A 22,225-nucleotide genomic window follows, 5' to 3' on the forward strand; every position below is an offset into this window, starting at 1 on the left:
CGGCCGCCCGGCAGGTTGGCCGGGCGGTCAACCGAGATCACCGAAGAGAGGGTAGCGTCGGTAATGACCAAAAAAGGCAGGCATTGTGCTGGGATTGTGCTCAGCACGTTATGGGTAACAGGGATACTGGCGACGGGCAGCGCCCACGCCGAAACACAACCGGAATTCCAATGGCAGGCGGCGCCCACCGAGGAGGCGCGCGCCAGCCTCTCTTTGCGTGAGGCCATCTTGCGGGCCTTCGCACGCAACCCACAAATTGCCTCGGCGGCGGCACAGATCCACGTCGGCCAGGGCGACCTCAAACAGGCGCGCAGTGCCTGGTTCCCGCAAATCTCCCTCAACGCCGCGACGGGGCGCTCCAACCAGACCGACTCCGCCGGGCAGCTGAACAACAACGCCTCCGGCGGCATTGAGCTAAGCCAGCTGATCTATGACTTTGGCAAGACCGGCGGCAGCATCGATGAGCAGGAGCGGCTGACCGAGGCGTACCGCTACTCGCTGTTCAGCACCATGACCGACGTCGGCCTCAGCACGCTTCAGGCCTATTTGCAGGTGAAACGCTATCAGGCGCTGGTGGTGGCGGCGCGGGACAACATCACCTCGCTGGAGCGGGTGCGCGACACCGCGCGGCTGCGCGCCGACGCCGGGCTTAGCTCGCAGTCGGACGTGTTGCAGGCCGAGACCCGCATCGCCGGGATGCGCGCCACGCTGGAGCAGTACCGCGCCCAGCAGCGCTCCGCCGCCGCCCAGCTGACGGTGCTGACCGGCGTGGTCTCTGACAATCTGCCGGATCTGCCGCGCAGCCTGCTCAACCAGCAGGTGGTGCTGGCGCGCATCCCCTACCAGAATAGCTCGCTGGTGCGCAGCGCGCAGGCGCGGCAGGAGGCCGCCATCCAGCGGGTGCGCGCCCAGCAGGCGCAGCACTGGCCCACCATCCGCGTGCAGGCGGGCCGCACCCGCTATGAGAATGACACCCGCTCCTACTGGGACGATCAGGTGCAGCTGGTGCTGGACGCCCCGGTCTACCAAGGCGGCGCCATCAGCGCGCAAGTGGAGTCGGCACAGGGGGAGCGCGAGGCGGCGCAGGCCGAGGTGGAGAAGGCTAAACTTGACATTAACCAACAGGCCTCCACGGCCTATGCGGACATGGTGGGCGCGCAGCAGCGCCAGCGCGCCGGCGACGACCAGTATGCCAGCGCCACCCACACCCGCGATGTCTATCAGGATGAGTACAAGCTCAGCAAACGCAGCCTCAATGACCTGCTGACGGTGGAGCAGGATGTGTTCCAGGCGGACACCATGCGCATTGGCGCGCTCTATGACGGCTGGGACGGCACGGTGCGCTACGCCGCTGCCGTGGACAATTTGCTCGACATGCTGGGAATTGACCGGCAGCGACAGGCTGGCGACACCCTGCCAGCCCTGTGACCTTATTGCTTCGGGCCGGCGCAGGGCGCGCGGCCCGTGAATGGAGAGTGTGATGACAACGACAGCCTCAACGGACGCCTGGATCGCGGCGATGGTCCGGGCCGCCGAGATCTTTGGCAAGCCCGCCGATCCAAAATTTTTGCGCCAGCAGATGCGCTGGTTTGAGCAACTGCCCTGGAACCGCCAGCTCGACCGCCTGAGCGGCCTGATGGGATTGCAGGTCAGCATCGTCAACCGCGACCGCGTGCGCTGGCGGCAAGAGGTGCTGCCAGCGATTGTGGTGCTGGAGCATGGCGGCACCGCGGTGATCGAGACGCTGGATGAGCAGGGGCAGGCCGGTTACTGGATGGAGGATGGCGGCGACATCATGCGTCAGGCCGATCTCTCCAGCCTGCTGTCGCAGGGCGACGGCAATGTGGTGCTGGTGGGCGTGGCGGCGCGCGGGCGCGATGGGCGCATCGATGAGTTCGTGCAGCCCTACCGCAAGCACTGGTTCTGGCACAACTTCCGCGGCACCGGGCGGCGCATCGCCGAGATCTCGCTGGCCTCGGTGGTGGGCAACGTGCTGGCGCTGGCCGGCATCCTGTTTTCGATGCAGGTCTATGACCGCGTTATTCCCGCCGAGTCCTTCCCAACTTTGTGGGTGCTGTTTGTCGGCGTGCTGCTGGCGGCGGCGATTGAGTATGGCATCCGGCTGATGCGTACCCGCGTCTCTGACCTGATGGGCAAACGCATCGACCTTAAGGTGTCGTCGATGTTCTTCTCGCGCGCGATGGCGATGAAGAACGAGGCGCGGCCCAAGTCCACCGGTGCCTTTATCGCCCAGCTGCGCGAGATTGATCAGGTGCGCGAGCTGCTCACCTCCACCACCGTCGGTGCGGCGGCGGACATGCCGTTCGTGCTGCTGTTCCTTGGCATCATGGCCTTTCTCGGCGGGCCGCTGGTGATCATCCCGCTGCTGGCGATCCCGCTGATCGTCATTCCCGGCCTGCTGATCCAGATCCCGATGGCGAAGCTGGCGCAGGAGGGGATGCGTGAGGGCGCGCTGCGTAACGCGGTGCTGGTGGAGTCGATTGAGGGGATTGAGGATATCAAGGCGTTGCAGGCCGAACCCTACTTCCAGCGCCAGTGGGAGCAGAACCACGACGTTGGGGCCACCATCGGCATCAAGCAGCGGCAGTGGGGCGCGCGCCTGACCGGCTGGGCCTCTACCGTGCAGCAACTCACCTACGCCGGGATGCTGGTGTTCGGCGTCTATCTGGTGTTGCAGGGCGACATCACCACCGGGACATTGGTGGCCGCCAGCCTGCTCTCGTCACGTACCATCGCGCCGCTGATGCAGCTGACAATGGTCTTCTCGCGCTGGCAGCACGCCAAGAGCGCGATGAAGGGGCTGGATGAGCTGCTGAAAAAGCCGCTCGACCGGCCAGAGGAGGAGGTGCTGGCGCACTGCCCGGCGCTCAGTGGCCACTACCAGCTGAGCAACGTGCAGTACGCCTACGATCCGGAGCAGGGGCCGAACGTGATGGGCATCGGCAAGCTGGAGATCAAGCCCGGCGAGCGGGTGGCGATTCTGGGCAAGGTGGGGGCGGGCAAATCAACGCTGCTGAAATTGCTCTCCGGTCAGGCGACACCGACCGGCGGCAAGATCATCATCGACGGCGTGGACATCACCCGCGTCGAGCCAGCCGACCTGCGCCGCCAGCTGGGCTACCTGTCGCAGGATTCGCGGCTGTTCTTCGGCACGCTGCGCCAGAACCTGATGCTGGGCTACCCGCACGCCACCGATCAGGAGATGTTGCAGGCGCTGCGCATCAGTGGCGCGCTGACCATGGTGCAGCAGGACGCCGCCAGCCTCGATCGCATCATTAACGAGGGCGGGCGCGGCCTCTCCGGCGGCCAGCAGCAGATGGTGCTGATCAGCCGCATGGTACTGCGCAACCCGCAGGTGGTGCTGATGGATGAGCCAACCGCCTCGATGGATGAGCAGCTGGAGGAGTACGTGCTGCGCCAGATGCACACCTGGCTGACCGGCCGCACGCTGGTGCTGGTGACCCACCGCCCGGCACTGCTGAAGCTGGTGGATCGCATCGTGGTGATGGACAACGGCCGCGTGGTGGCCGATGGCCCGCGTGACCAGATCCTCTCTAACGCCGCTGCCACTCAGGCCGCGGCCGCCAAAGCGCGCCAGGGCGCGGCATAAGGAGCCTGTATGACCCTCATAACGGATGATTTTGAACGTCAGGAGAAGCGCGTCTCCGGCATTATCTGGCTCTCATTGCTGGCGCTGGTGCTGTTTTTTGTCTGGGCCTATTTTGCGGTGCTGGATGAGGTGACGGTCGGCACCGGCAAGGTGACGCCCTCGAGCCGCGCCCAGCAGATTGAGAGCCTGGACGGCGGCGTGATCAAGCAGTTGCTGGTGCAGGAGGGGAGCATCGTCAATAAGGGGCAGATTCTGGCGCGCCTCGACCCGACCCGCTTCCAGTCCAACTTTGGCGAGGCGGCCGCGCGGGTGCGCACTCTGCGTGCTTCTGCCGAGCGCCTGAGCGCCGAACTGACCGGCGCGCCGCTGGTGTTCAGCGCCGAGTCGATGAAGTCGCCGGAGCTGGTGGCGCGCGAGCGTCAGCTCTATCTGTCGCGCAAGCAGAACCGCGACGAGACGGTGAAGAACTTGCAGGATTCGTTGCGGCTGGTAGAGCAGGAGTTGCGCATGACCGAGCCGCTGGTTGCCAAGGGCGCGGCGGGGCAGGTGGAGGTGATCCGCCTGCGGCGGCAGGCCAGCGAGATCCGCGGCAAGATTGATGAGGCGCGCAACCAGTACGCGGTGAAGGCGCGCGAGGAGCAGGTGAAGAACAACGCCGATCTGGAGGCCGAGATGCAGGTGATGGCCGGCAAGGAGGATCAGGTGACGCGTGCCGAGATGTTCTCGCCAGTGCGCGGCATCGTGAAGGACATTCAGGTGACCACCGTGGGCGGCGTGCTGCAACCGGGCGGCAAGCTGATGGAGATCGTGCCGATTGAGGATCAGTTGCTGATTGAGACGCGCATCAACCCGCGCGACATCGCCTACATCCGCCCCGGCCTGCCGGCGACGGTGAAGATCACCGCCTACGACTCCTCCATCTACGGCGATCTGAAGGGCCAGGTGGAGACAGTCTCGCCCGACACCATCCAGGACGAGGTGAAGCGTGACCAGTTCTACTACCGCGTCTACGTCCGCACCGACCGCGCCTTCCTGACCAACCGCAGCGGCCGCCAGTTCCCCATCGTGCCGGGGATGGTCGCCACCGTGGACATCAAGACCGGCCAGAAGAGTGTGATGGACTATCTGCTGAAGCCATTGAACAAGGTGAAGGAGTCGTTGAGGGAACGGTGAGGAGGGGGGCTGGTGACCCCGTTTAGCCCCCGCTGGGGGGGGAAAGATTTTTAGGCATTGCAATTGCCTTTGGCCTCACTAGGCCGGAGAGGGGTTTCGGTTGTTTGGGTTCCTCTTTCTACCTGTGCTCCCGAGCCTCAACCGAGCAGGGCCTGCCGGCGGGGGCGTGTTAACCTTCGGTTTGTTCATGTCTTTTTCTGCTTTGGCTTCTTTGTTGTGTGAGGCTTCGCTGAGGCCGGAGCAGGGTTTCGGTTGTTCGGGTTCCTTTTTCTACCTGTGCCTCGGAGTCTCAACCGAGCAGGGCCTGCCGGCGCGCCGGCCCTGCACCCGCGCGCTTTGGGGGGAATGGCTAATCATTGCCCGCTCTCGCGGGTGACCCTCGCTGCGTCTCCGGGCTTTCGGGCCGGCCCAGACGCGCTCCCGGCGCGGCTGGCCCTTTCGCGGGCGTCCTGCCCGCTCACCCGGCCCTGCGACTTCACTCGGCAATGATTAACGCCCTCACCGTTTCTGCAAATTCTTGGCTATGTGAGGAAAGAGTAGGGAAGTTTTTATTTGTGGGGTGTTGTGGGTGGGCATGGCGGGTGCCTGTGGCCGCGCTAGGCCGGAGAGGGGGTTCGGTTGTTTGGGTTCCTCTTTCTACCTGTGCTCCCGAGCCTCAACCGAGCAGGGCCTGCCGGCGCGCCGGCCCTGCACCCGCGCGCGTTGGGGTGGAGTGGCTAATCATTGCCCGCTCCCGCGGGCGACCCTCGCTGCGTCTCCGGGCTTGCGGGCCGGCCCAGACGCGCTCCCGGCGCGGCTGGCCCTTTCGCGGGCGTCCTGCCCGCTCACCCGGCCCTGCGACTCCACTCGGCAATGATTAACGCCCTCACCATTGTGCAAATCCTTTGCTATGTGAGGAAGGAATAGGGGAGTTCGTTATATATGTGGAGTGTCGTGAGGGCATTGTTGTTGCCTGTATCCTCACTAGGCCGGAGCAGGGTTTCGGTTGTTTGGGTTCCTTTTTCTGCTTTGGCTCCCGAGCCTCAACCGAGCAGGGCCTGCCGGCGCGCCGGCCCTGCACCCGCGCGCTTTGGGGGGAATGGCTAATCATTGCCCGCTCTCGCGGGTGACCCTCGCTACGTCTCCGGGCTTTCGGGCCGGCCCAGACGCGCTCCCGGCGCGGCTGGCCCTTTCGCGGGCGTCCTGCCCGCTCACCCGGCCCTGCGACTCCACTCGGCAATGATTTAACGCCCCCACCGTTTCTGCAAATGCTTGGCTATGTGAGGAAAGAGTAGGGGAGTTTTTATTTGTGGGGTGTTGTGGGTGGGAATGGCGGGTGCCTGTGGCGACGCTGGGGCCGGAGAGGGGTTTCGGTTGTTTGGGCTCCTTTGTCTGCCTGTATCCCGGAGCCTCAACCGAGCAGGGCCTGCCGGCGCGCCGGCCCTGCACCCGCGCGCGTTGGGGGAATGGCTAATCATTGCCCGCTCTCGCGGGTGACCCTCGCTGCGTCTCCGGGCTTGCGGGCCGGCCCAGACGCGCTCCCAGCGCGGCTGGCCCTTTCGCGGGCGTCCTGCCCGCTCACCCAGCCCTACGCCTCCACTAGGCAATGATTTAACGCCCTCACCGTTTCTGCAAATCCTTGGGCTATGTGAGGAAAGAGTTGGGGTGATTTTCTTGAGCGATATGCCCGCTTACCTGTCCTTGCGACTCCACTCGGCAATGGGTGAATAGTTATATTGTTAATCTACTGAATGTAATTACAATAACTAATTGATTATAAATGTTAATTATGCGTTTCGACAGGTATGAGAATTACTCTGGCTTGTACCTTTTTAAAGCACAATAAGTGTTGAGTTCCCACCTATGAAACCCTACCATGTTTGTACGGCATAATTCCGTACACCATTTGATATTGATAGAATAGTAGGCATAGCGTCTAAAAAATAGAGAGAGCCTTATGGTTCGTAACGAGGAGTCACCGTCCTCCCTTCATCACGGGCGGTCGAGGAGAAAGACATGTCAACCTTGAAGAAACAGCGCATCGATTTGAGACTAAACGAAAACGACAAAAGCCTGATCGAAGAAGCCGCGGCAATGACTAACCAGTCCATTTCACAGTTCATGGTCAACACGGCCTCTCAACGTGCAGCGGAAATTATTGACCAGCACCGCCGCCTGATCCTCAGCGAGCAGTCATGGAACTTGGTTCAGGATGCCATCAATAACCCACCAGAACCAAACAGCCGGTTGAAACGAGCAGCCAAGCGTCTACAAGAAATGGAGTGATAAGTGGACGGTTTAAAAGTAGAGATTTTTTCTGAGGAAGTTGAATATGATTTAAGCAATTTCGATTGCGGTGAAGCGTACCTCAATAATTTTCTTACTGAGCACCTAAAACGCCAGCACGACAATAAAGTTTTACGTGGCTATATGCTCATTACGCGAGAGGAAAAGCCGCGTGTCATGGGGTACTACACATTGTCAGGAAGTTGCTTTGAAAAGACCTTTCTTCCAAGCAAAACGCAGCAAAGGCGAGTGCCTTACAAGAACGTCCCAAGCGTGACCTTGGGTCGCCTGGCAATTGATAAGAACATCCATCGGCAAGGCTGGGGAGAGTTGCTTGTCGCCCATGCCATGAAAGTCGTTTACCGGGCATCACAGGCCGTTGGCATTCACGGAATGTTCGTCGAAGCGCTAAATGCAAATGCGAAAAACTTCTACCTGAGATTGGGCTTTACACAACTCGAGGGAGAGAGTGAGAACTACCTCTTTTATCCGACCAAATCTATCGAACAGCTGTTTGATGAGAAAGACGAATAAGCAAAAGCATCGCACCCTCAAAAAAACATCACCCCAACTCTTTCCTCACATAGCCGAGGTTTTGCAGAGGAGGTGGGGGCGTTAATCATTGCCGAGTGGAGGCGCAGGGCCGGGTGAGCGGGCACATCCCACCCTCCAATACAATCACCCCCCAACTTTTTCCTCACATACTTACAGCGCGCAGAGGAGGTGAGGGCGTTAAATCATTGCCGAGTGGAGGCGTAGGGCCGGGTGAGCGGGCAGGACGCCCGCGAAAGGGCCAGCCGCGCCGGGAGCGCGTCTGGGCCGGCCCGCAAGCCCGGAGACGCAGCGAGGGTCACCCGCGAGAGCGGGCAATGATTAGCCATTCCCCCAAAGCGCGCGGGTGCAGGGCCGGCGCGCCGGCAGGCCCTGCTCGGTTGAGGCTCCGAGGCACAGGTAGAAAAAGGAACCCAAACAACCGAAACCCTGCTCCGGCCTAAACGCGACAACAGGCAACAGCAAGCTCTACCCACAACACCCCACAAATAAAAATCACCCTCCCAACTCTTTCCTCACATAGCCAAGAATTTGTAGAGGAGGTGGGGGCGTTAATTATTGCCGACGGAGGATTCCGGGCCGGGTGAGCGCACAGGGATGTGCGCGAAAGTGGCAGCCGCGCTGGGAGCGCGTCTGCCGCGGCCCGACAGGCCGGAAGCTGACGGAGGGAACCCGCGGTAGCGGGCAATAATTAGCCGAGGCACCCAGAGCGCGCGGGTGCAGGACCGGCGCGCCGACAGGCCCTGCTCGGTTGAAGCTCGGGAGCCAAAGCAGAAAGAGGAACCTAAACAACCGAAACCCTGCTCCGGCCTAAACGCGACAACAGGCCACAGCAAGCCTCACCCACAACACCCACAAATAAAAATCCCCCCAACTCTTTCCTCACATAGCCGAGAATTTGCAGAGGAGGCGGGGGCGTTAATTATTGCCGACGAAGGATTCCGGGCCGGGTGAGCGCACAGGGATGTGCGCGAAAGTGGCAGTCGCGCTGGGAGCGCGTCTGCTGCGGCCCGACAGGCCGGAAGCTGACGGAGGGAACCCGCGGTGGCGGGCAATAATTAGCCGAGGCACCCAGAGCGCGCGGGTGCAGGGCCGGCGCGCCGGCAGGCCCTGCTCGGTTGAGGCTCCGAGGCACAGGTAGAAAAAGGAACCCAAACAACCGAAACCCTGCTCCGGCCTAAACGCGACAACAGGCCACAGCAAGCCTCACCCACAACACCCCACAAATAAAAATCCCCCCAACTCTTTCCTCACATAGCCAAGAATTTGTAGAGGAGGTGGGGGCGTTAATTATTGCCGACGAAGGATTCCGGGCCGGGTGAGCGCACAGGGATGTGCGCGAAAGTGGCAGTCGCGCTGGGAGCGCGTCTGCCGCGGCCCGACAGGCCGGAAGCTGACGGAGGGAACCCGCGGTAGCGGGCAATAATTAGCCGAGGCACCCAGAGCGCGCGGGTGCAGGGCCGGCGCGCCGGCAGGCCCTGCTCGGTTGAGGCTCCAAGGCACAGGTAGACAAAGGAACCCGAACAACCGAAACCTTTCTCCGGCCCCAGCGAGGCCAAAAATAACCACGAAAGCCAAAGACAGAAAAAGACAAGGACAAACCGAAGGTTAAGCCGCTCGCGGGTGCAGGGCCGGCGCGCCGGCAGGCCCTGCTCGGTTGAGGCTCCGAGGCACAGGTAGACAAAGGAACTCAAACAACCGAAACCCTGCTCCGGCCTAGCGAGGCCAAAGGCAATCGCAATGCCTGAACCTTTCCCCCGCCTACCGGCATCCCCCATGCCAAAACAAGCGGGGATATTAAGGGGCCTCGCCCCTTAGCCCCACCGACTCCAGAGCGTGAGAGTCACTCAATTTCCGCTTATCCTGCCAGAGCGCCATCCGCCCGCGCAGGGTGGTGCTCAGGCTCTCCAGCGCGCTTCGCGCTTCGTCAAATGCCGGGTTTAAGCTGAGCGCCAGCTCAAACAGCCGCTGCGCCATGTAGCGGTTGCGATCGCAGCCCAGACCGTTCAGCCAGGCCATGCCGAGCGACCAGGCGGCCTCGGCGCGAGTGCGGCTCTCCTCATCACGGATAATCTCCGGCAACCACTGATCCACCGCCTGACGGCGATCGGCCTCCGGGCCAGCCTCCAGCGCCCAGGTGGCGCGCCAGTAACGGGCGTGCAGATCGCCACCGGCAATCGCCTGTTGATACCAGCGCATCGCTCCGGCGTAGTCAGGCTCGCCACCGCTGCCCTCGCGCAGCGCATTGGCGTAAGCGAACATCGCTGGCACCATGCCGGCCTCGGCGGCGCGGCCAGCGGCCTGCATCGCCCCGTGCGCGCTCTGCAACGCCTCCGGCACATCCTCGTGCCAGGCGTTACGGTAAAACAGGTACAGCTCGTAACTGTGCAACGCGCTGCCGTGCAGGGCCATCCCCAACAGCATGGTGTGGGCGGCGTTGAGATCGCCATGCAGCGCCATATCGTGCGCGAGCGTGATCTGCTGCTGCTCGGTCTGTTCACGTGCGCCATCCGCTGCCAGCAAGGAAGCGGCGTAATCCATCAGCGAGGTGGAGAGGCGCAGGTTCTCCGGCACGCCATACAGCCCGTGGGCGCTGGCGCAGGCCGCGAAAGCCGCCAACAGCGCGTCGGAGGGGAAGGCACAGGCGCGCCGCAACAGGCTCGCTAGCACGCCGTGCTCATCCTCCACACCAGAGGCCAGCACCGCCCGCGAGATAAACAGCGTGGCGAAGGGGGAGGGCGTCGCCTCCGGGCACAGCGGCAGCATCTCGGCGTAACAGGCCAGCCCGGCAGCATCGTCATCCTGCCAGTAGGCCAGACAGGGCGCGGCCGCCTCCAGCAATCGCCAGCGCAGCGCCGGGGCAAGATCGGCGGCCAGCACCTCTGCCAGCCGCTGCTGCAACTGCGTCGCCCGGTCGCTCTCCGGCTCAGCCACCTCGCCAGCCAGCGCCGCCAACAGCGCCTCGGCGCGAAAACGCTGGCGCGTCTCCTCATCAAAGGCCGCCATCAGCGGGCCTTCCACCACCTCCTCCATCCGCGCCTGATCGCCGCCCCACGCCGGAGTCTGGAACACCAGCCACGACTCCAGCGTACCGCTGTCACCCGGCCGCACCGCCAGCGCCAGCCGTAGCCAGTAGTCCACCGCTGCCTCCGCCTCCTCACGCGGCGGCAACGACGCCGGCAACTGCGACGGCCAGGCGGAAGGCGCGGCCGCGCCCAACCGGTGCAACCAGCTGACGCCCTCGGCCCACAGCGGGTTGTTCTCCAACTTGAATTTCTGGTGCAGTGGCAGCGGAACCTCGCCAGCGAACAGCGCGCGCAGCCAGTAAGGCTCGCCAAAGCCGCCGCTCAGGGTCATCAGGTGGCGGAAGGCGTGGGTCGGGCGCGGGTGGCAGGCCACCACGTCCAGCAGCGCCAGCACCGCATGGTCACAGCAGAGCTGCGCGCCCAGCCACTGGCTGTCCGGCATCTCGGCCTCGTCGCCCTGGCTGCGGATCGCCCACGCCTGCTCATGCCAGAACATGCCGAGCAGCACCCGCGCATGGTAGCTCGTCGGTGAGTGCAGCACCCACTCCTGTAGCAGCTCTAGCCGGCCGGCCGCGTCCAACTCGCCGCCGCTGAACAGGGTCTCCATGCTCATCACCACGCCGTAGGGGCTGTGGGGATCGCTGTGCGACTGCCAGCCGCGCATCTGCATCAGCAGCCACTCGTCCAGTTTGGCGAAGCGGCGGGTCAGAAGCAGGGTGCGCGCCCGCAGGATCTCATCGGGCTGGGTGTCAGGGTGTGGCATGCGGTTCCTTTATGGTGGCAGGTGGCGGTCAGGGCGTGATTATGCGAATTTTCTCGGCATAAGTCTAAGTAATGGCGGCCGCGCGCCGCAGCCAGAATGTTCCGAGAAGCGCCATCGTAGGCGTGGCGGGCAGAAAATAACAGCACTGTTTATCAGGGAAATAAAGTGTAAGCTGGGACGTTGCCTATTTTCCTGTGGAGTGACTATTATTTATTCCATTAAAGATGAAGTGGCGTTTATTTGCGCAGCACTAATCGATGATTACCGTTATTATCAATCACGCAGAATAACTACTTATTCAAGGCAATAAAAAACCGGCCAAAAGGCCGGTGCAAAAAACAGTCAAATTATCGGAGATAATGAAGATAAATACAAATAATGATGATAGCGAGAGGAAGTATATAGTTAATTTTTAGATTTGCTTTATCACAATGTGCGATAAATTAAATATATGATAAATAAAGATTTTATATGATTTATCACGCCTGCTTTACCATAAGATGCTTTATTGCCTTTATTTTTACGCTGGAAAAATGCACTTATTTTTACAACCAGATACGCTTATTTATAACAAGGAAACATTATCACCAGGTTGGTAGCATTTTCTTTCTGGATTAATTATTCACTTATCATGAGAATGAATTCGCCTTGTCGGGCTTTAATTATTATTTGGTAACAGTGGCGCACGCCCGACATCACGATCGAGGAAATTACAATGAAACTCCGCATTCTCTCTCTGATGGTTCCCGCTTTATTGGTTGCCGGCACCGCAGGTGCTGCAGAAATCTATAACAAAGATGGCAACAAGCTGGATCTGTTCGGCAAGATTGACGGTTTGCACTACTTCTCTGACAACGACGGCAGCGATGGCGACCAGTCCTACATGCGCTTCGGCCTGCGTGGCGAGACTCAAATCTCTAACCAGTTAACCGGGTACGGCGAGTGGGAGTACCAGGTGGCGCTGAACAACGCCGAGTCCGAAGGCTCCGCAGACACCTTCACCCGTGTGGGCTTCGCTGGCCTGAAGTTCGGTGACTATGGCGCCCTGGACTACGGCCGTAACTACGGCGTGATCTATGACGTGGGCGCCTGGACCGACGTCCTGCCGGAGTTCGGCGGCGATACCTACGGTACTGACAACTTCATGATGCAGCGCGGCAACGGTATGCTGACCTACCGCAACAACAACTTCTTTGGTCTGGTGGATGGCCTGAGCCTCGGCCTGCAGTATCAGGGCAAAAACAGCAGCAGCTCCGGCGAAGATGGCCGCAGCGTGCTGGACAGCAACGGCGATGGCTATGGCCTCTCGCTCTCCTACGATCTGGGCAACGGCATCAGCGCCGCGGCTGCCTACGCCAGCTCTGACCGCACTGACGACCAGAACAACGCGGCCCTGTATGGCCACGGCGACCGTGCGGACGCCTACACCGGCGGCCTGAAGTATGACGCCAACAACATCTATCTGGCGGCGATGTACACCAAAACCTACAACGCGACCCGCTTTGGCGACAACAGCAGCACCATTGAAGGCTTCGCCAACGAAGCGGACAACTGGGAAGCGGTGGCGCAGTACCAGTTCGACTTCGGCCTGCGTCCGTCCGTGGCCTACCTGCAATCACGCGGCAAGGACATTGAGGGCTTCGGCAACCAGGATCTGCTGAAATATGTGGACGTGGGCGCGACCTACTACTTCAACAAAAACATGTCCACCTATGTGGATTACAAAATCAACCTGTTGGATGACAACGAGTTCACCCGCGCGGCCGGTATCAACACCGATGACGTGGTGGGCGTAGGTCTGGTTTACCAGTTCTAAGCCTGATGAATTGACAGGGCCGGCACGATGCCGGCCCTTTTTTTATGCAAAATCAGGCGGATTTCTGGTGCACCAGATGCAGCGGCGGGGCGATGTCCAGCGTGATGTCCGGGTTCTGCCGGTACTCCAGCGGGGTGATGTTGAAGCGCTTGCGGAACATATAGGTGAAGTGTGACTGCGAACCGAAGCCAAAATCCATCGCGATATCAAAGATGGGAGTGTCACTGGCGCTAAGCTGGTAGGCCGCACCCGCCAGACGGCGTTCGCGGATATATTTTCCCAGCGAAATGCCCGTCGACTCTTTGAACAGTTTCTGCATGTGCCATAAGGAGTAGCCAGAGTACTCAGCCAGCTCTTCCAAGTGAATGACACGGCCAAGGTGGTTTTCAATCCACTTGCTCAGGGCGCAGACAACGGTGATATGGATATCTGGTGTCATGGGTTTGTCTGTTTCTGAATAGGTATAGGGGCAGTATACACAAATTCTATGAAATAGCGGAGCCGGGGGGAGGGGGCGGAAATGCGCCGGGCCAGCGTGGCCGCCCGGCGCAGATCGTCAGTGGCTCAAATGGCGGGCCAGAATATCGAAGGCAGCGGCGCGGCTCTCAACCGGGTCGGTCGAGAGGGGATTGGCGCTGTTGCCCTCCACCTTGACCACCCACCAACCCTCCTCCTCATCAAATACCGCGTAGCTGCCCTTTTCACAGTCTGTCAGCAGGTCGCCCGCCTCAAGCTGGTAGACCGTGTGGTGCATGTAGTTTGTTTTAAGCATGTTTCATCCTTGATTTCAGTAGCCTGGAAACAGCTGCCGTGACGAAGTGCCCTGGCATGGCTGCGGCGTCAAGGGGACGCCCCAGGCCGGCCCACTAGTATCCGCCCGGTATGCCTGGCTGTGAAGGGGCGGATCGCAATTCTGCGAGTTGCCACAAAAAGTGCGGCGGGGATTGCTTAAAACAGGTGGGTCGCCAGCATGGCCAGCGCCAGCCAGAACAGCGCGCAGCTGCCAATCAGCAGCGTCCAGAGGGTTGTGGGGGTCAGGTGCATGGCAGCCTCCGCAGGGGCAAAACAGGAGCTGCCATTATCCGTTGCGGGAGGGGAGGGCAATCGGCCGAGCAGCGCGGTGAAGCAGGGCCTTTTCACCGGTTGACATGCGGGCGCTTCCGCCCGCCGTGCCGCCCGCTTAACCCCAGGGCGGGGTGCTCTGCATCAGCGAAATGACGCCTACGCACACTGCCACAAAACAGAGCAACACCATCAGCAACCGTTTCATACGCCCGCACTCCTTTCACGCGACCACGCAGATTGACCGGCAATATCTTTTCAGAAAAACCGCGAAAGACAATCTGAATTTTAAGAAAGAGAGCAGGTGAACCGGCCGCCGGGCGGCAGCCGGTAAAGGGGTCAGTCGTGGTCGTGGTGCCAGCCCGGCGGCGGGCCATCATCGTGCCAGTGCGGGGGGCCGTCATCGCGCCAGCCATCATGCCAGTGCGGCGGGGGCGGCCCATGGTGGGGCGGCTCCTCGACCCATACCCAGCGGCCCTCATGGTGGCGGTGGTGGTGCCACCAGTCCGGGTCGCGCCAGTCGTCGCCATCCCAGTAGTAACCGCGCCGATCCTGATCCCCGATATGCAGGGAGAGGCCGGGCACATCCACACCCAGCTCAACGTCCGCGTGTGACACCTGCGGAAGGGCCAGCAGCGGCAGGGAGAGTGAGAGCAAGGTGAACAGCGTGACAGTTTTTTTCATCGTATTAACTCCAGCCTGATCGTCAGGTGCGGCTAAAGTAATGCTGAAAAAAAGCGTCGGCTATAGGATTTTATCCCTTTTACGCACTCCTACGGTTTCTTAACAGATGTGACAGGAATCACACCCTTTTCGCGACCGTATGGATCAATAGTCGTTGTGCGTCAGCCACTCATCCGCATCATCGAACATCTCTTCGACCAGACGGTTCAGTACAGACTTGTCTTGCTTGCTGGCGTCGCTGTTCAGGCCGTTGGCCTGCATCGCCTTCACTTTAACCTCTGCATCCGGGAACACCCGGTGCACCCGCTTGGTCAGCTCCGCGGTGATCAGGGCATGGGCATTTGGCAGCCCGGCAACGTTACGTTTGTCGTAAATCAGCTCTACACGCATGACGCGTCCTTACATGTGGCAATTTAGGGTGTTAAGGTGGACGAATATACAGTTGTTGTTGCCATTTCGCCAGAGTTTGCCAGACGGCGGCAAAAATTTTTTTGCGGAGAGGGAGGGGCATGGATGGCGCTATCGAGGCGGGGAGAACGGCAGCCAGCCTGGCGCGCCAGCCCCAAATCCTGGAAAACAAAAAACCCGCAGTCTCAAGGAGAGTGCGGGTTTTTTGTGGGGTATCCAGCTGTAACGGGTACGGCTGGAAAAAGAGTTGGTCGGCATGAGAGGATTCGAACCTCCGACCCCCGACACCCCATGACGGTGCGCTACCAGGCTGCGCTACATGCCGACGCTATGGGCGACTATACTACCGATTCCCGGCCCGAATGCAAGAGGGCGGCGTAATGACTGCTTTAGTTTTAAGCAGTTAGTCAGCAATAAAGCGCCGTTCATCGGTCAGCACCTGCAACAGCAGCGCCAGTTGCGGCTTCTCGTTTTTCATCTCCTGGCCGTCGCGATCGTAGACCCGGTAGTCGCCGCCAGCGCTCAACAGCAGCGTCTGCATCGGCGTGGTCACCAGCAGGTTGCCGTGATCGCCGGTGGTCACCCAGTTATGGCGGCGGCGTGCGGCGAACAGATCCTCGCCCTGCGAGTAGTCGGCGGCGCGCGTCTCCACATGCAGCAGGCGCTGCATCAGCGTGGCCATCACATCCTCATGGCTGGTCAGCTTGCTGATCTGCTGTGCTGGCGTGCCCGGCCAGTGGATGGCCAGCGGCACCTGCAACTGCTGGCGGCTGCCGCCGTTCGCCAGCTTGCCCTTGTCACCGAGCGCCATGCCGTGGCTGCCGGTGATCACCACCACCGTGCGCTCCAGCTGGCCGCTGGCCTGCAGGCTCTCCAGCACCGCGGCAATCTGCTCATCCATCTGCCCGGCGGCGCGGCGGTACTGCTGCGCTAGCGCATTGCCAGTGAGCGGCTTGCCGTCACTGTCCAGCGCCTGACTGATGCCGTTGAAGCTCAGATAGGAGAACCAGGGCGCGTTGCCGTTGCGGCTAGCCAGCCACTGTTGCCACTGCTGGCGCGTCTGGCGGTCGCTTTGCGGGGCCGGGGCCGGCAGTGAGAAGTCGGCCAGCAGCGCCTGACGGTAGAGCGCCGAGCGGAAGCCATCCGAGGTGAACAGCCCGAACTGGTAGCCCTGGCTGCTCAGGGCAGCAATCAGGGCGCTGGGTTTGCGCGCCGCCAGAATGCCGTCCATATAGGTCGGCGAAATGCCATAGAACAGCCCAAACAGGCCGCTATCATTCTGGTTGCCAGCGCTGTAGTGCTGGCTGAAGGCGATATTTTGCTGGGCAAACGCGGCCAGCGTGGGCATGGTCTGCGCCAGATTGTCGGCGCGCAGGCTCTCTGCCGTCACTAGCAGCAGGTTATAGCCGCTGCCGCCATCGCGGAAGGTGATGGCGTTCAGCGGGTACTCCACCGCCACCGCTTCCGGCTTGCCCTGTTGCGCCAGCCGGCGCTGGTACTCCTGCGCATCCAGCAAGCCATGTTTCTCCAGGAACTTGCGCGCGGTCATCGGGTAGGAGAGCGGCAGGTTGGCGCGCTGCATGGTGATGGGACGGTAGAAATTGGCATCCGCCCAGATATAGAGCAGGTGCGAACTGAAGAAGGTCAATATAAACAGCATCGCCAGCGGCTTGCCGAAGCGCTGCCGGTTAAGGCTGCGCAGCTTCTGCCACGCCCAGGTGCCAAACAGCATCTCCACCAGGAAGATCACGGGCACGCTGATGAACATCAACTGCCAGTCGCGCGCCAGCTCGCCCTGTTCCGGGTTGACCACCAGCTCCCACACCACCGGGTTGAGGTGCAGGTGGAAGCGGGTGAAGACCTCGCTGTCGACCAGCAGCAGCGTCAGCCCGGCGGTGGCGAAGGCGGCGGAGAGGAACCTCAACAGCCGTTGCGACATCACCACGAAGGTGAGCGGGAAGATGATCAGCAGGTAGGCGGCGAAGCCAATGAAGCTGAAGTGGCCCAGCAGGCTGACGAAGGCGTAGATGCGGCCAGCCAGCGAGGCGGGCCAGTCGGAGACAAACAGGTAACGGCTGCCCAACCCCAGGCAAAGCAGGATATTGAACAGGGCGAACCAGTGCCCCCAGCTGATCATCTGGGAGACTTTTTCGCGGTAGCGCTGACGATTGTTCACCATACGGGATTCAGGGCGGCTGTGGTTTTAATGGGCTGTATCGTCGCGGACTGAAGCCTGCAACGCGTCGGCAAACGAGCGCGCCAGGTGTTTACGCTGCGCCGGCGCAACGCTGGTATTGATCAGATTGGTCACCATATTGCCCAGTACCATCAATGAGAGATCGGTCGGGGTACGGTGCTTCTCCAGAACGCTCACCAGCTCGGCAAGCAGTTGTTCGACGTGTTCGTCGCTGTAACGGGATGATTGTGGCATAGTTTACTGTGCTTCTTAACCTGACAAAGTCCAATATCTTAACGTATAGACGCGTGAGTTTCCCCACTTTTATAACATTATACGCGACGTGGGCGTAAGCCTGCGCCCGGCACCCCGCTTTTAAGTTGCAGCCAGCCGCCTTCGGTGTTTGAATACGCGGCGCACGGCATACCCCACCACGAGAGGAGAGCACCATGAGTCTGGATATCGGCCAGATCGCCCTACACCAGTTGATCAAACGGGACGAGCAGACACTTGAGGTGGTCCTGCGCGACTCCCTGCTTACCACCAATGCGGCGGTGGATGAGATGATGGCTGAGTTGCACCGCGTCTACAGCGCCAAGAGCAAAGCCTATGGCCTGTTCAATGAGGGGAGCGAGCTGGCTGACGCGCTGCGTGCCTGCCGCAAGGGCGACGACGATTTCCTCGCCTTCTCCCGCGCCGCTACCGGCCGGCTGCGCGATGAGCTGGCCAAATACCCGTTCGCCAGCGGTGGCGTGGTGCTGTTTTGCCAGTACCGCTACCTGGCGGTGGAGTACCTATTGATTGCGGTGTTGGATAACTGCCCAAGTATGCGCGTCAATGAGCAGCTCGACATCAGCAGCACCCACTATCTGGACATCAACCATGCGGACATCGTGGCGCGCATCGATCTGACCGAGTGGGAGACCAACCCGGAGTCGAGCCGTTACCTCACCTTCCTGAAGGGGCGGGTAGGGCGCAAGGTCGCGGACTTCTTCATGGATTTCCTCGGCGCGGCCGAGGGGCTGGACACCAAGGCGCAGAACCGTGGCCTGTTGCAGGCGGTGGATGACTATTGTGCCGAGGGGCAACTGGACAAGAACGAGCGTCAGGCCTATCGCCAGCAGGTCTACAGCTACTGCAACGAGCAGTTGCAGGCCGGCGAGGAGATTGCGCTGACGGAGCTGGCACAGGCGTTGCCACCGATTGGCGAGCGCGACTTCAAGCAGTTCTCACAGGATGAGGGCTACTCGCTGGAGGAGAATTTCCCGGCGGATCGCAGCACCCTGCGCCAGCTGACCAAATTCTCTGGCAGCGGCGGCGGGCTGAGCATCAACTTTGACGCGCTGCTGATGGGCGAGCGGATCTTCTGGGACCCGGCCACCGACACGCTGACCATCAAGGGCACGCCGCCCAACCTGCGTGACCAGCTGCAACGCCGCCTGAGCGGTGGTGACAAATAGCCAGCCTGTTTTCAGGGCAATAAAAAACGCCGCAGATGCGGCGTTTTTTATTTGGCGAACCCCGGCGTCCCGGAGCCATCATACTGCGTTGCTTATGCGCGAACGAAGTCGATGTGAGCCAGTTTCGGCTTGAACGGGTGACGCTGTACAGCCTGAACTTTAACTTTGGTCTCTTTACCGTCGACAACCAGAGTCAGGGTTTCGCCATAGAATTCAGCTTTCGCTTCCATGTTCTTAACCAGATCATGGTCCAGCTCGATAGCGATCGGTGCTTCAGTACCGCCATAAATGATTGCTGGGAATTTGTTAGCTGCGCGCAGGCGGCGGCTCGCACCCTTACCCTGCTCTTTACGTACTTCTACATTGATAGTGAACATTGTTTTTTCTCTTTAAGAAATTAACCCTGCTACAGGCGACCCAGCAACAGGTAGGAGATTTCAGCGTTGCGCCTTTTCAGGCGGCAAAGCGGGCGGCATTTTACCGGATTACGCCTGTCGCGGCAATGAAAATAGCCTTAGCCGCGCAGTTCGTTGGCGCGGCGGAAGCGCCCCTGATAGTCGAACACCTTTTCGCGGATCTGCCAGAAGTGCCCCTTCAGGCGCGCCACCACAAAATCGGGGTGGCGGAACAGCGCCTGCTGCGCCAGCACGTCGGCGGCGCTCTGCCAGCTAAAGGGCACGCCCGGCGCACGCTGGTGCGGCCGCACGAACAGCTGCTGGAACGCCAGTTTCTGCGCCGGGCTGCTCAGGCGGAAGCGCTCGCTGGCGCTGGCGCCATCCTCGTCATAGTAGGTGACGTTCAGCCACTCGCCCTTGTCATCGCGCCCGCTCTCCAGCGCCATGCCGCCGCAGCGCAGCACCAGCGCATCTTTCAGCTTCAGCGCCGCCTTCAGCATGTCATCGGGATCGACCAGCACCTGATTGCACTGGTGGCAGCGGCGCGCGGCGATGTCATTCTCCGCGCCGCAGTGCGGGCAGCTTTTAGCGCGGAAGCGAAAGTCGCACTGCTCGCGGTGGCCCTCATCATCCTCGAACCAGCCCTGGCAGCGGCGGCCAAAGTGCTCAATCACCGTGCCGTCCGGCAGCGCCTTGCCCCAGAACAGGTTGGCGAAACCGCAGGCCGGGCAGAACACCTGCACCGGCTGGTTGTCAGAGGCCCCCTTGGCGGCGCCCACCTCCGGCGTGAACAGGTCGTGCGGGTTGCCGGCGTAGTCGAGGATCAGGCAATCCTGCTTGCCGGGGCTGAGGCGCAGGCCGCGGCCCACGATCTGCTGGTAGAGGCTGACCGACTCGGTCGGGCGCAGGATGGCGATCAGGTCAACGTGCGGCGCGTCAAAGCCGGTGGTCAGCACCGCCACGTTGACCAGATAGCGCAGTTGCTGCTGCTTGAAGGCCTCAATCAGCCGGTCACGCTCGGCGGGCGGTGTCTGGGCGCTCACCAGCGCCGCCTCGCCAGCCGGCAGCAGGCCGTGGATCTCGCCAGCGTGCTCGACGGTGGCGGCGAAGATCATCACCCCGCGCCGGTCAGCGGCATACTCCATGATCTGGCTGATGATGTGCGGAGTGATGCGCTGTTGCTGCTTCAGCTCGCGGTTCAATTCAGATTCGTTGAATAGCCCGTTGCTGTTGGCCTGCAAGCGGCTGAAGTCATACTGCACCACTGGCATGTCGAGCCGCTCCGGCGGCACCAAAAAGCCATGCTTGATCATGTAGCGCAGCGGCAGCTCATAGATGCAGTCGCGGAACAGGCTCTTTTCGTCGCCGCGTACCATGCCGTGGTAGTGGAACTGGTAGATCCACCCCTTGCCAAGGCGGTAGGGGGTGGCGGTCAGCCCCAGCAGCCGCAGCTGGGGGTTGGCGCGCCGCAGGTGGTTGAGCACCTGCTGGTACTGGCTCTCATCCTCGTCACTGATGCGGTGGCACTCATCGACGATCAGCAATGAGAAGGCGCCATCGAACTGGTCGAGGTTGCGCGCCACCGACTGCACGCTGCCGAACACCACCTTGCCAGCGCTCGCCTTCTGTTGCAGCCCGGCGGCGAAGATGTCCGCCTCCAGCCCATAGGCGCGGTACTTGGCGTGGTTCTGAGCCACCAGCTCCTTGACGTGCGCCAGCACCAGTACCCGGCCGCGCGCCAGCCGCGCCAGCTCAGCGATCACCAGACTCTTGCCAGCCCCGGTGGGCAGCACGATCACCGCCGGATCCTGGCGACGGCGGAAGTAGCTCAGCGTGGCCTCAACGGCCTCGCGCTGGTAGGGGCGAAGGGTAAATGACATGGGGTGTCCTGCAACAGAAGGGGGCGGTAATTCAGCCAACAGTATGCCAAATTTCAGCCCGCATGGCGACCCGGCCAGATAACCCGCGCCCGTGGCTATGATAGCGCGGCAAGCCCGGCTATACTGGCGGGTTCATATTGCCCTCCCACCCCCTCGGGAGGGCTGTCATCGATGGCGCGCGGCCGCAGGCACCGTGGCCGCTCCTCAAAGGGCGTAAAAGATTTAATGCGACTGGACAAGTTTTTATCTCAGCAACTGGGCATCAGCCGGGCGCTGGTGGCGCGTGAGCTGCGTGCCAAACGCGTAACGGTAGACGGCGAGATCGTCAAAAGCGGGGCGCTGAAGCTCACGCCGGAGAACGTGGTGGAATTTGATGGCAACCCGCTCGAACAGCAGAACGGGCCGCGCTACTTCATGCTGAACAAGCCACAGGGCTATGTCTGCTCCACGGATGACCCCGATCACCCGACGGTGCTCTACTTCCTGGATGAGCCGGTGGCGTACAAGCTGCACGCCGCGGGCCGACTGGATATCGACACCACCGGGCTGGTGCTGATGACCGACGACGGCCAGTGGTCGCACCGCATCACCGCGCCAAAGCACCACTGCGAGAAGACCTATTTGGTGACGCTGGAGCAGCCGCTGTCGCCGGAGACGCCGCAGCAGTTCCTCGACGGCGTGCAGCTGCATGGCGAGAAGAACCTGACCCTGCCGGCGCAGCTGGAGCAGCTGGAGCCGACGTTGGTGCGCCTGACCATCCGCGAGGGGCGCTACCATCAGGTGAAGCGTATGTTCGCCGCCGTCGGCAACCGCGTGCTGGAGCTGCACCGCGAACGCATCGGCGCGATTGCGCTGGATGAGGATCTGGCACCGGGCGAGTATCGCCCCCTGACCGACGATGAGATTGCCAGCGTCGGCGTGCCGCGCTGATGAC

General features: G+C 61.4%; 17 protein-coding genes and 1 tRNA gene. 8 read left to right on the forward strand and 10 right to left on the reverse strand.

Going from position 1 to position 22,225, the window contains the following annotated elements; genetic code table 11:
• The first annotated feature begins 63 nt into the window (after window positions 1-63).
• The 5 genes from ACK3SD_RS05720 to ACK3SD_RS05740 all read left to right on the forward strand — a co-directional run bounded on the left by ACK3SD_RS05720 (window position 64) and on the right by ACK3SD_RS05740 (window position 7,603).
• Window positions 64-1,428 (forward strand): TolC family outer membrane protein, encoded by a 1,365-nt coding sequence (locus tag ACK3SD_RS05720; RefSeq protein ID WP_481127062.1) that lies wholly within the window; start codon window positions 64-66, stop codon window positions 1,426-1,428.
• Between the two features lie 52 nt (window positions 1,429-1,480).
• Window positions 1,481-3,631, forward strand: a complete 2,151-nt coding sequence (locus ACK3SD_RS05725) for a type I secretion system permease/ATPase (protein ID WP_481127063.1) — start codon at window positions 1,481-1,483, stop codon at window positions 3,629-3,631.
• A 9-nt stretch (window positions 3,632-3,640) separates the two neighbouring features.
• The gene (locus ACK3SD_RS05730; RefSeq protein WP_137762637.1) at window positions 3,641-4,804 is read left to right on the forward strand and encodes a beta-barrel domain-containing protein; all 1,164 of its coding nucleotides are present in this window, start codon (window positions 3,641-3,643) and stop codon (window positions 4,802-4,804) included.
• A gap of 1,995 nt (window positions 4,805-6,799) precedes the next feature.
• Complete coding sequence (locus ACK3SD_RS05735; RefSeq protein WP_481127064.1) at window positions 6,800-7,069, forward strand: type II toxin-antitoxin system TacA family antitoxin; 270 nt, start codon at window positions 6,800-6,802, stop codon at window positions 7,067-7,069.
• A gap of 3 nt (window positions 7,070-7,072) precedes the next feature.
• Window positions 7,073-7,603 carry a GNAT family N-acetyltransferase gene (locus ACK3SD_RS05740; protein ID WP_481127065.1) on the forward strand — a complete coding sequence of 177 codons (531 nt, stop codon included), beginning with the start codon at window positions 7,073-7,075 and terminating at the stop codon, window positions 7,601-7,603.
• Between the two features lie 1,815 nt (window positions 7,604-9,418).
• Here ACK3SD_RS05740 and ACK3SD_RS05745 read toward each other — a convergent pair.
• Window positions 9,419-11,410 (reverse strand): DUF4034 domain-containing protein, encoded by a 1,992-nt coding sequence (locus ACK3SD_RS05745; RefSeq protein WP_481127066.1) that lies wholly within the window; start codon window positions 11,408-11,410, stop codon window positions 9,419-9,421.
• A 715-nt stretch (window positions 11,411-12,125) separates the two neighbouring features.
• Here ACK3SD_RS05745 and ompC point away from each other — a divergent pair.
• On the forward strand, window positions 12,126-13,226 hold the full coding sequence (ompC, locus tag ACK3SD_RS05750; protein ID WP_481127067.1) for a porin OmpC: 1,101 nt from the start codon (window positions 12,126-12,128) through the stop codon (window positions 13,224-13,226).
• Window positions 13,227-13,278: 52 nt separating this feature from the next.
• Here the strand turns inward: ompC and ACK3SD_RS05755 are convergent, their stop codons facing one another.
• From ACK3SD_RS05755 to ACK3SD_RS05785, 7 genes are all read right to left on the reverse strand, one after another.
• Window positions 13,279-13,665 (reverse strand): helix-turn-helix domain-containing protein, encoded by a 387-nt coding sequence (locus ACK3SD_RS05755; protein ID WP_137762642.1) that lies wholly within the window; start codon window positions 13,663-13,665, stop codon window positions 13,279-13,281.
• 117 nt (window positions 13,666-13,782) lie between these two features.
• Window positions 13,783-13,998, reverse strand: a complete 216-nt coding sequence (locus ACK3SD_RS05760; protein WP_137762643.1) for a hypothetical protein — start codon at window positions 13,996-13,998, stop codon at window positions 13,783-13,785.
• A 629-nt stretch (window positions 13,999-14,627) separates the two neighbouring features.
• The gene (locus ACK3SD_RS05765; protein ID WP_481127068.1) at window positions 14,628-14,972 is read right to left on the reverse strand and encodes a DUF2502 domain-containing protein; all 345 of its coding nucleotides are present in this window, start codon (window positions 14,970-14,972) and stop codon (window positions 14,628-14,630) included.
• 144 nt (window positions 14,973-15,116) lie between these two features.
• Window positions 15,117-15,362, reverse strand: a complete 246-nt coding sequence (locus tag ACK3SD_RS05770) for a DinI family protein (protein WP_481127069.1) — start codon at window positions 15,360-15,362, stop codon at window positions 15,117-15,119.
• Window positions 15,363-15,628: 266 nt separating this feature from the next.
• Window positions 15,629-15,705: transfer RNA gene (locus tag ACK3SD_RS05775), tRNA-Pro, on the reverse strand.
• Between the two features lie 78 nt (window positions 15,706-15,783).
• The gene (yejM, locus tag ACK3SD_RS05780; protein ID WP_481127070.1) at window positions 15,784-17,559 is read right to left on the reverse strand and encodes an LPS biosynthesis-modulating metalloenzyme YejM; all 1,776 of its coding nucleotides are present in this window, start codon (window positions 17,557-17,559) and stop codon (window positions 15,784-15,786) included.
• Window positions 17,560-17,583: 24 nt separating this feature from the next.
• The gene (locus ACK3SD_RS05785) at window positions 17,584-17,811 is read right to left on the reverse strand and encodes a YejL family protein (protein WP_137762647.1); all 228 of its coding nucleotides are present in this window, start codon (window positions 17,809-17,811) and stop codon (window positions 17,584-17,586) included.
• 194 nt (window positions 17,812-18,005) lie between these two features.
• Here ACK3SD_RS05785 and yejK point away from each other — a divergent pair, with 194 nt between their 5' ends.
• Entirely contained in the window at window positions 18,006-19,016 is a 1,011-nt protein-coding gene (gene yejK, locus ACK3SD_RS05790) for a nucleoid-associated protein YejK (RefSeq protein WP_137762648.1), read from the forward strand.
• 92 nt (window positions 19,017-19,108) lie between these two features.
• Here yejK and rplY read toward each other — a convergent pair whose 3' ends face one another.
• On the reverse strand, window positions 19,109-19,393 hold the full coding sequence (rplY, locus tag ACK3SD_RS05795; RefSeq protein ID WP_137762649.1) for a 50S ribosomal protein L25: 285 nt from the start codon (window positions 19,391-19,393) through the stop codon (window positions 19,109-19,111).
• Between the two features lie 137 nt (window positions 19,394-19,530).
• On the reverse strand, window positions 19,531-21,291 hold the full coding sequence (radD, locus tag ACK3SD_RS05800; RefSeq protein WP_481127071.1) for a DNA repair helicase RadD: 1,761 nt from the start codon (window positions 21,289-21,291) through the stop codon (window positions 19,531-19,533).
• A gap of 225 nt (window positions 21,292-21,516) precedes the next feature.
• On the opposite strand from radD, the gene rsuA reads away from it, so the two are divergent.
• Window positions 21,517-22,221 carry a 16S rRNA pseudouridine(516) synthase RsuA gene (gene rsuA / locus ACK3SD_RS05805; protein ID WP_137762651.1) on the forward strand — a complete coding sequence of 235 codons (705 nt, stop codon included), beginning with the start codon at window positions 21,517-21,519 and terminating at the stop codon, window positions 22,219-22,221.
• Window positions 22,222-22,225 lie beyond the last annotated feature (4 nt).

Source organism: Chimaeribacter sp. YP20170169 (assembly GCF_056739715.1).

What these genes read in the sequence shown, in the direction of transcription:
- ACK3SD_RS05770 (WP_481127069.1), bottom strand. Translation starts at nt 15,362, where the DNA reads ATGCGTGTAGAGCTGATTTACGACAAACGTAACGTTGCCGGGCTGCCA.
- yejM (WP_481127070.1), bottom strand. Translation starts at nt 17,559, where the DNA reads ATGGTGAACAATCGTCAGCGCTACCGCGAAAAAGTCTCCCAGATGATC.
- ACK3SD_RS05720 (WP_481127062.1), top strand. Translation starts at nt 64, where the DNA reads ATGACCAAAAAAGGCAGGCATTGTGCTGGGATTGTGCTCAGCACGTTA.
- ACK3SD_RS05735 (WP_481127064.1), top strand. Translation starts at nt 6,800, where the DNA reads ATGTCAACCTTGAAGAAACAGCGCATCGATTTGAGACTAAACGAAAAC.
- radD (WP_481127071.1), bottom strand. Translation starts at nt 21,291, where the DNA reads ATGTCATTTACCCTTCGCCCCTACCAGCGCGAGGCCGTTGAGGCCACG.
- yejK (WP_137762648.1), top strand. Translation starts at nt 18,006, where the DNA reads ATGAGTCTGGATATCGGCCAGATCGCCCTACACCAGTTGATCAAACGG.
- ACK3SD_RS05760 (WP_137762643.1), bottom strand. Translation starts at nt 13,998, where the DNA reads ATGCTTAAAACAAACTACATGCACCACACGGTCTACCAGCTTGAGGCG.
- ompC (WP_481127067.1), top strand. Translation starts at nt 12,126, where the DNA reads ATGAAACTCCGCATTCTCTCTCTGATGGTTCCCGCTTTATTGGTTGCC.
- ACK3SD_RS05785 (WP_137762647.1), bottom strand. Translation starts at nt 17,811, where the DNA reads ATGCCACAATCATCCCGTTACAGCGACGAACACGTCGAACAACTGCTT.
- ACK3SD_RS05745 (WP_481127066.1), bottom strand. Translation starts at nt 11,410, where the DNA reads ATGCCACACCCTGACACCCAGCCCGATGAGATCCTGCGGGCGCGCACC.
- ACK3SD_RS05765 (WP_481127068.1), bottom strand. Translation starts at nt 14,972, where the DNA reads ATGAAAAAAACTGTCACGCTGTTCACCTTGCTCTCACTCTCCCTGCCG.
- ACK3SD_RS05730 (WP_137762637.1), top strand. Translation starts at nt 3,641, where the DNA reads ATGACCCTCATAACGGATGATTTTGAACGTCAGGAGAAGCGCGTCTCC.
- ACK3SD_RS05755 (WP_137762642.1), bottom strand. Translation starts at nt 13,665, where the DNA reads ATGACACCAGATATCCATATCACCGTTGTCTGCGCCCTGAGCAAGTGG.
- ACK3SD_RS05725 (WP_481127063.1), top strand. Translation starts at nt 1,481, where the DNA reads ATGACAACGACAGCCTCAACGGACGCCTGGATCGCGGCGATGGTCCGG.
- rplY (WP_137762649.1), bottom strand. Translation starts at nt 19,393, where the DNA reads ATGTTCACTATCAATGTAGAAGTACGTAAAGAGCAGGGTAAGGGTGCG.
- rsuA (WP_137762651.1), top strand. Translation starts at nt 21,517, where the DNA reads ATGCGACTGGACAAGTTTTTATCTCAGCAACTGGGCATCAGCCGGGCG.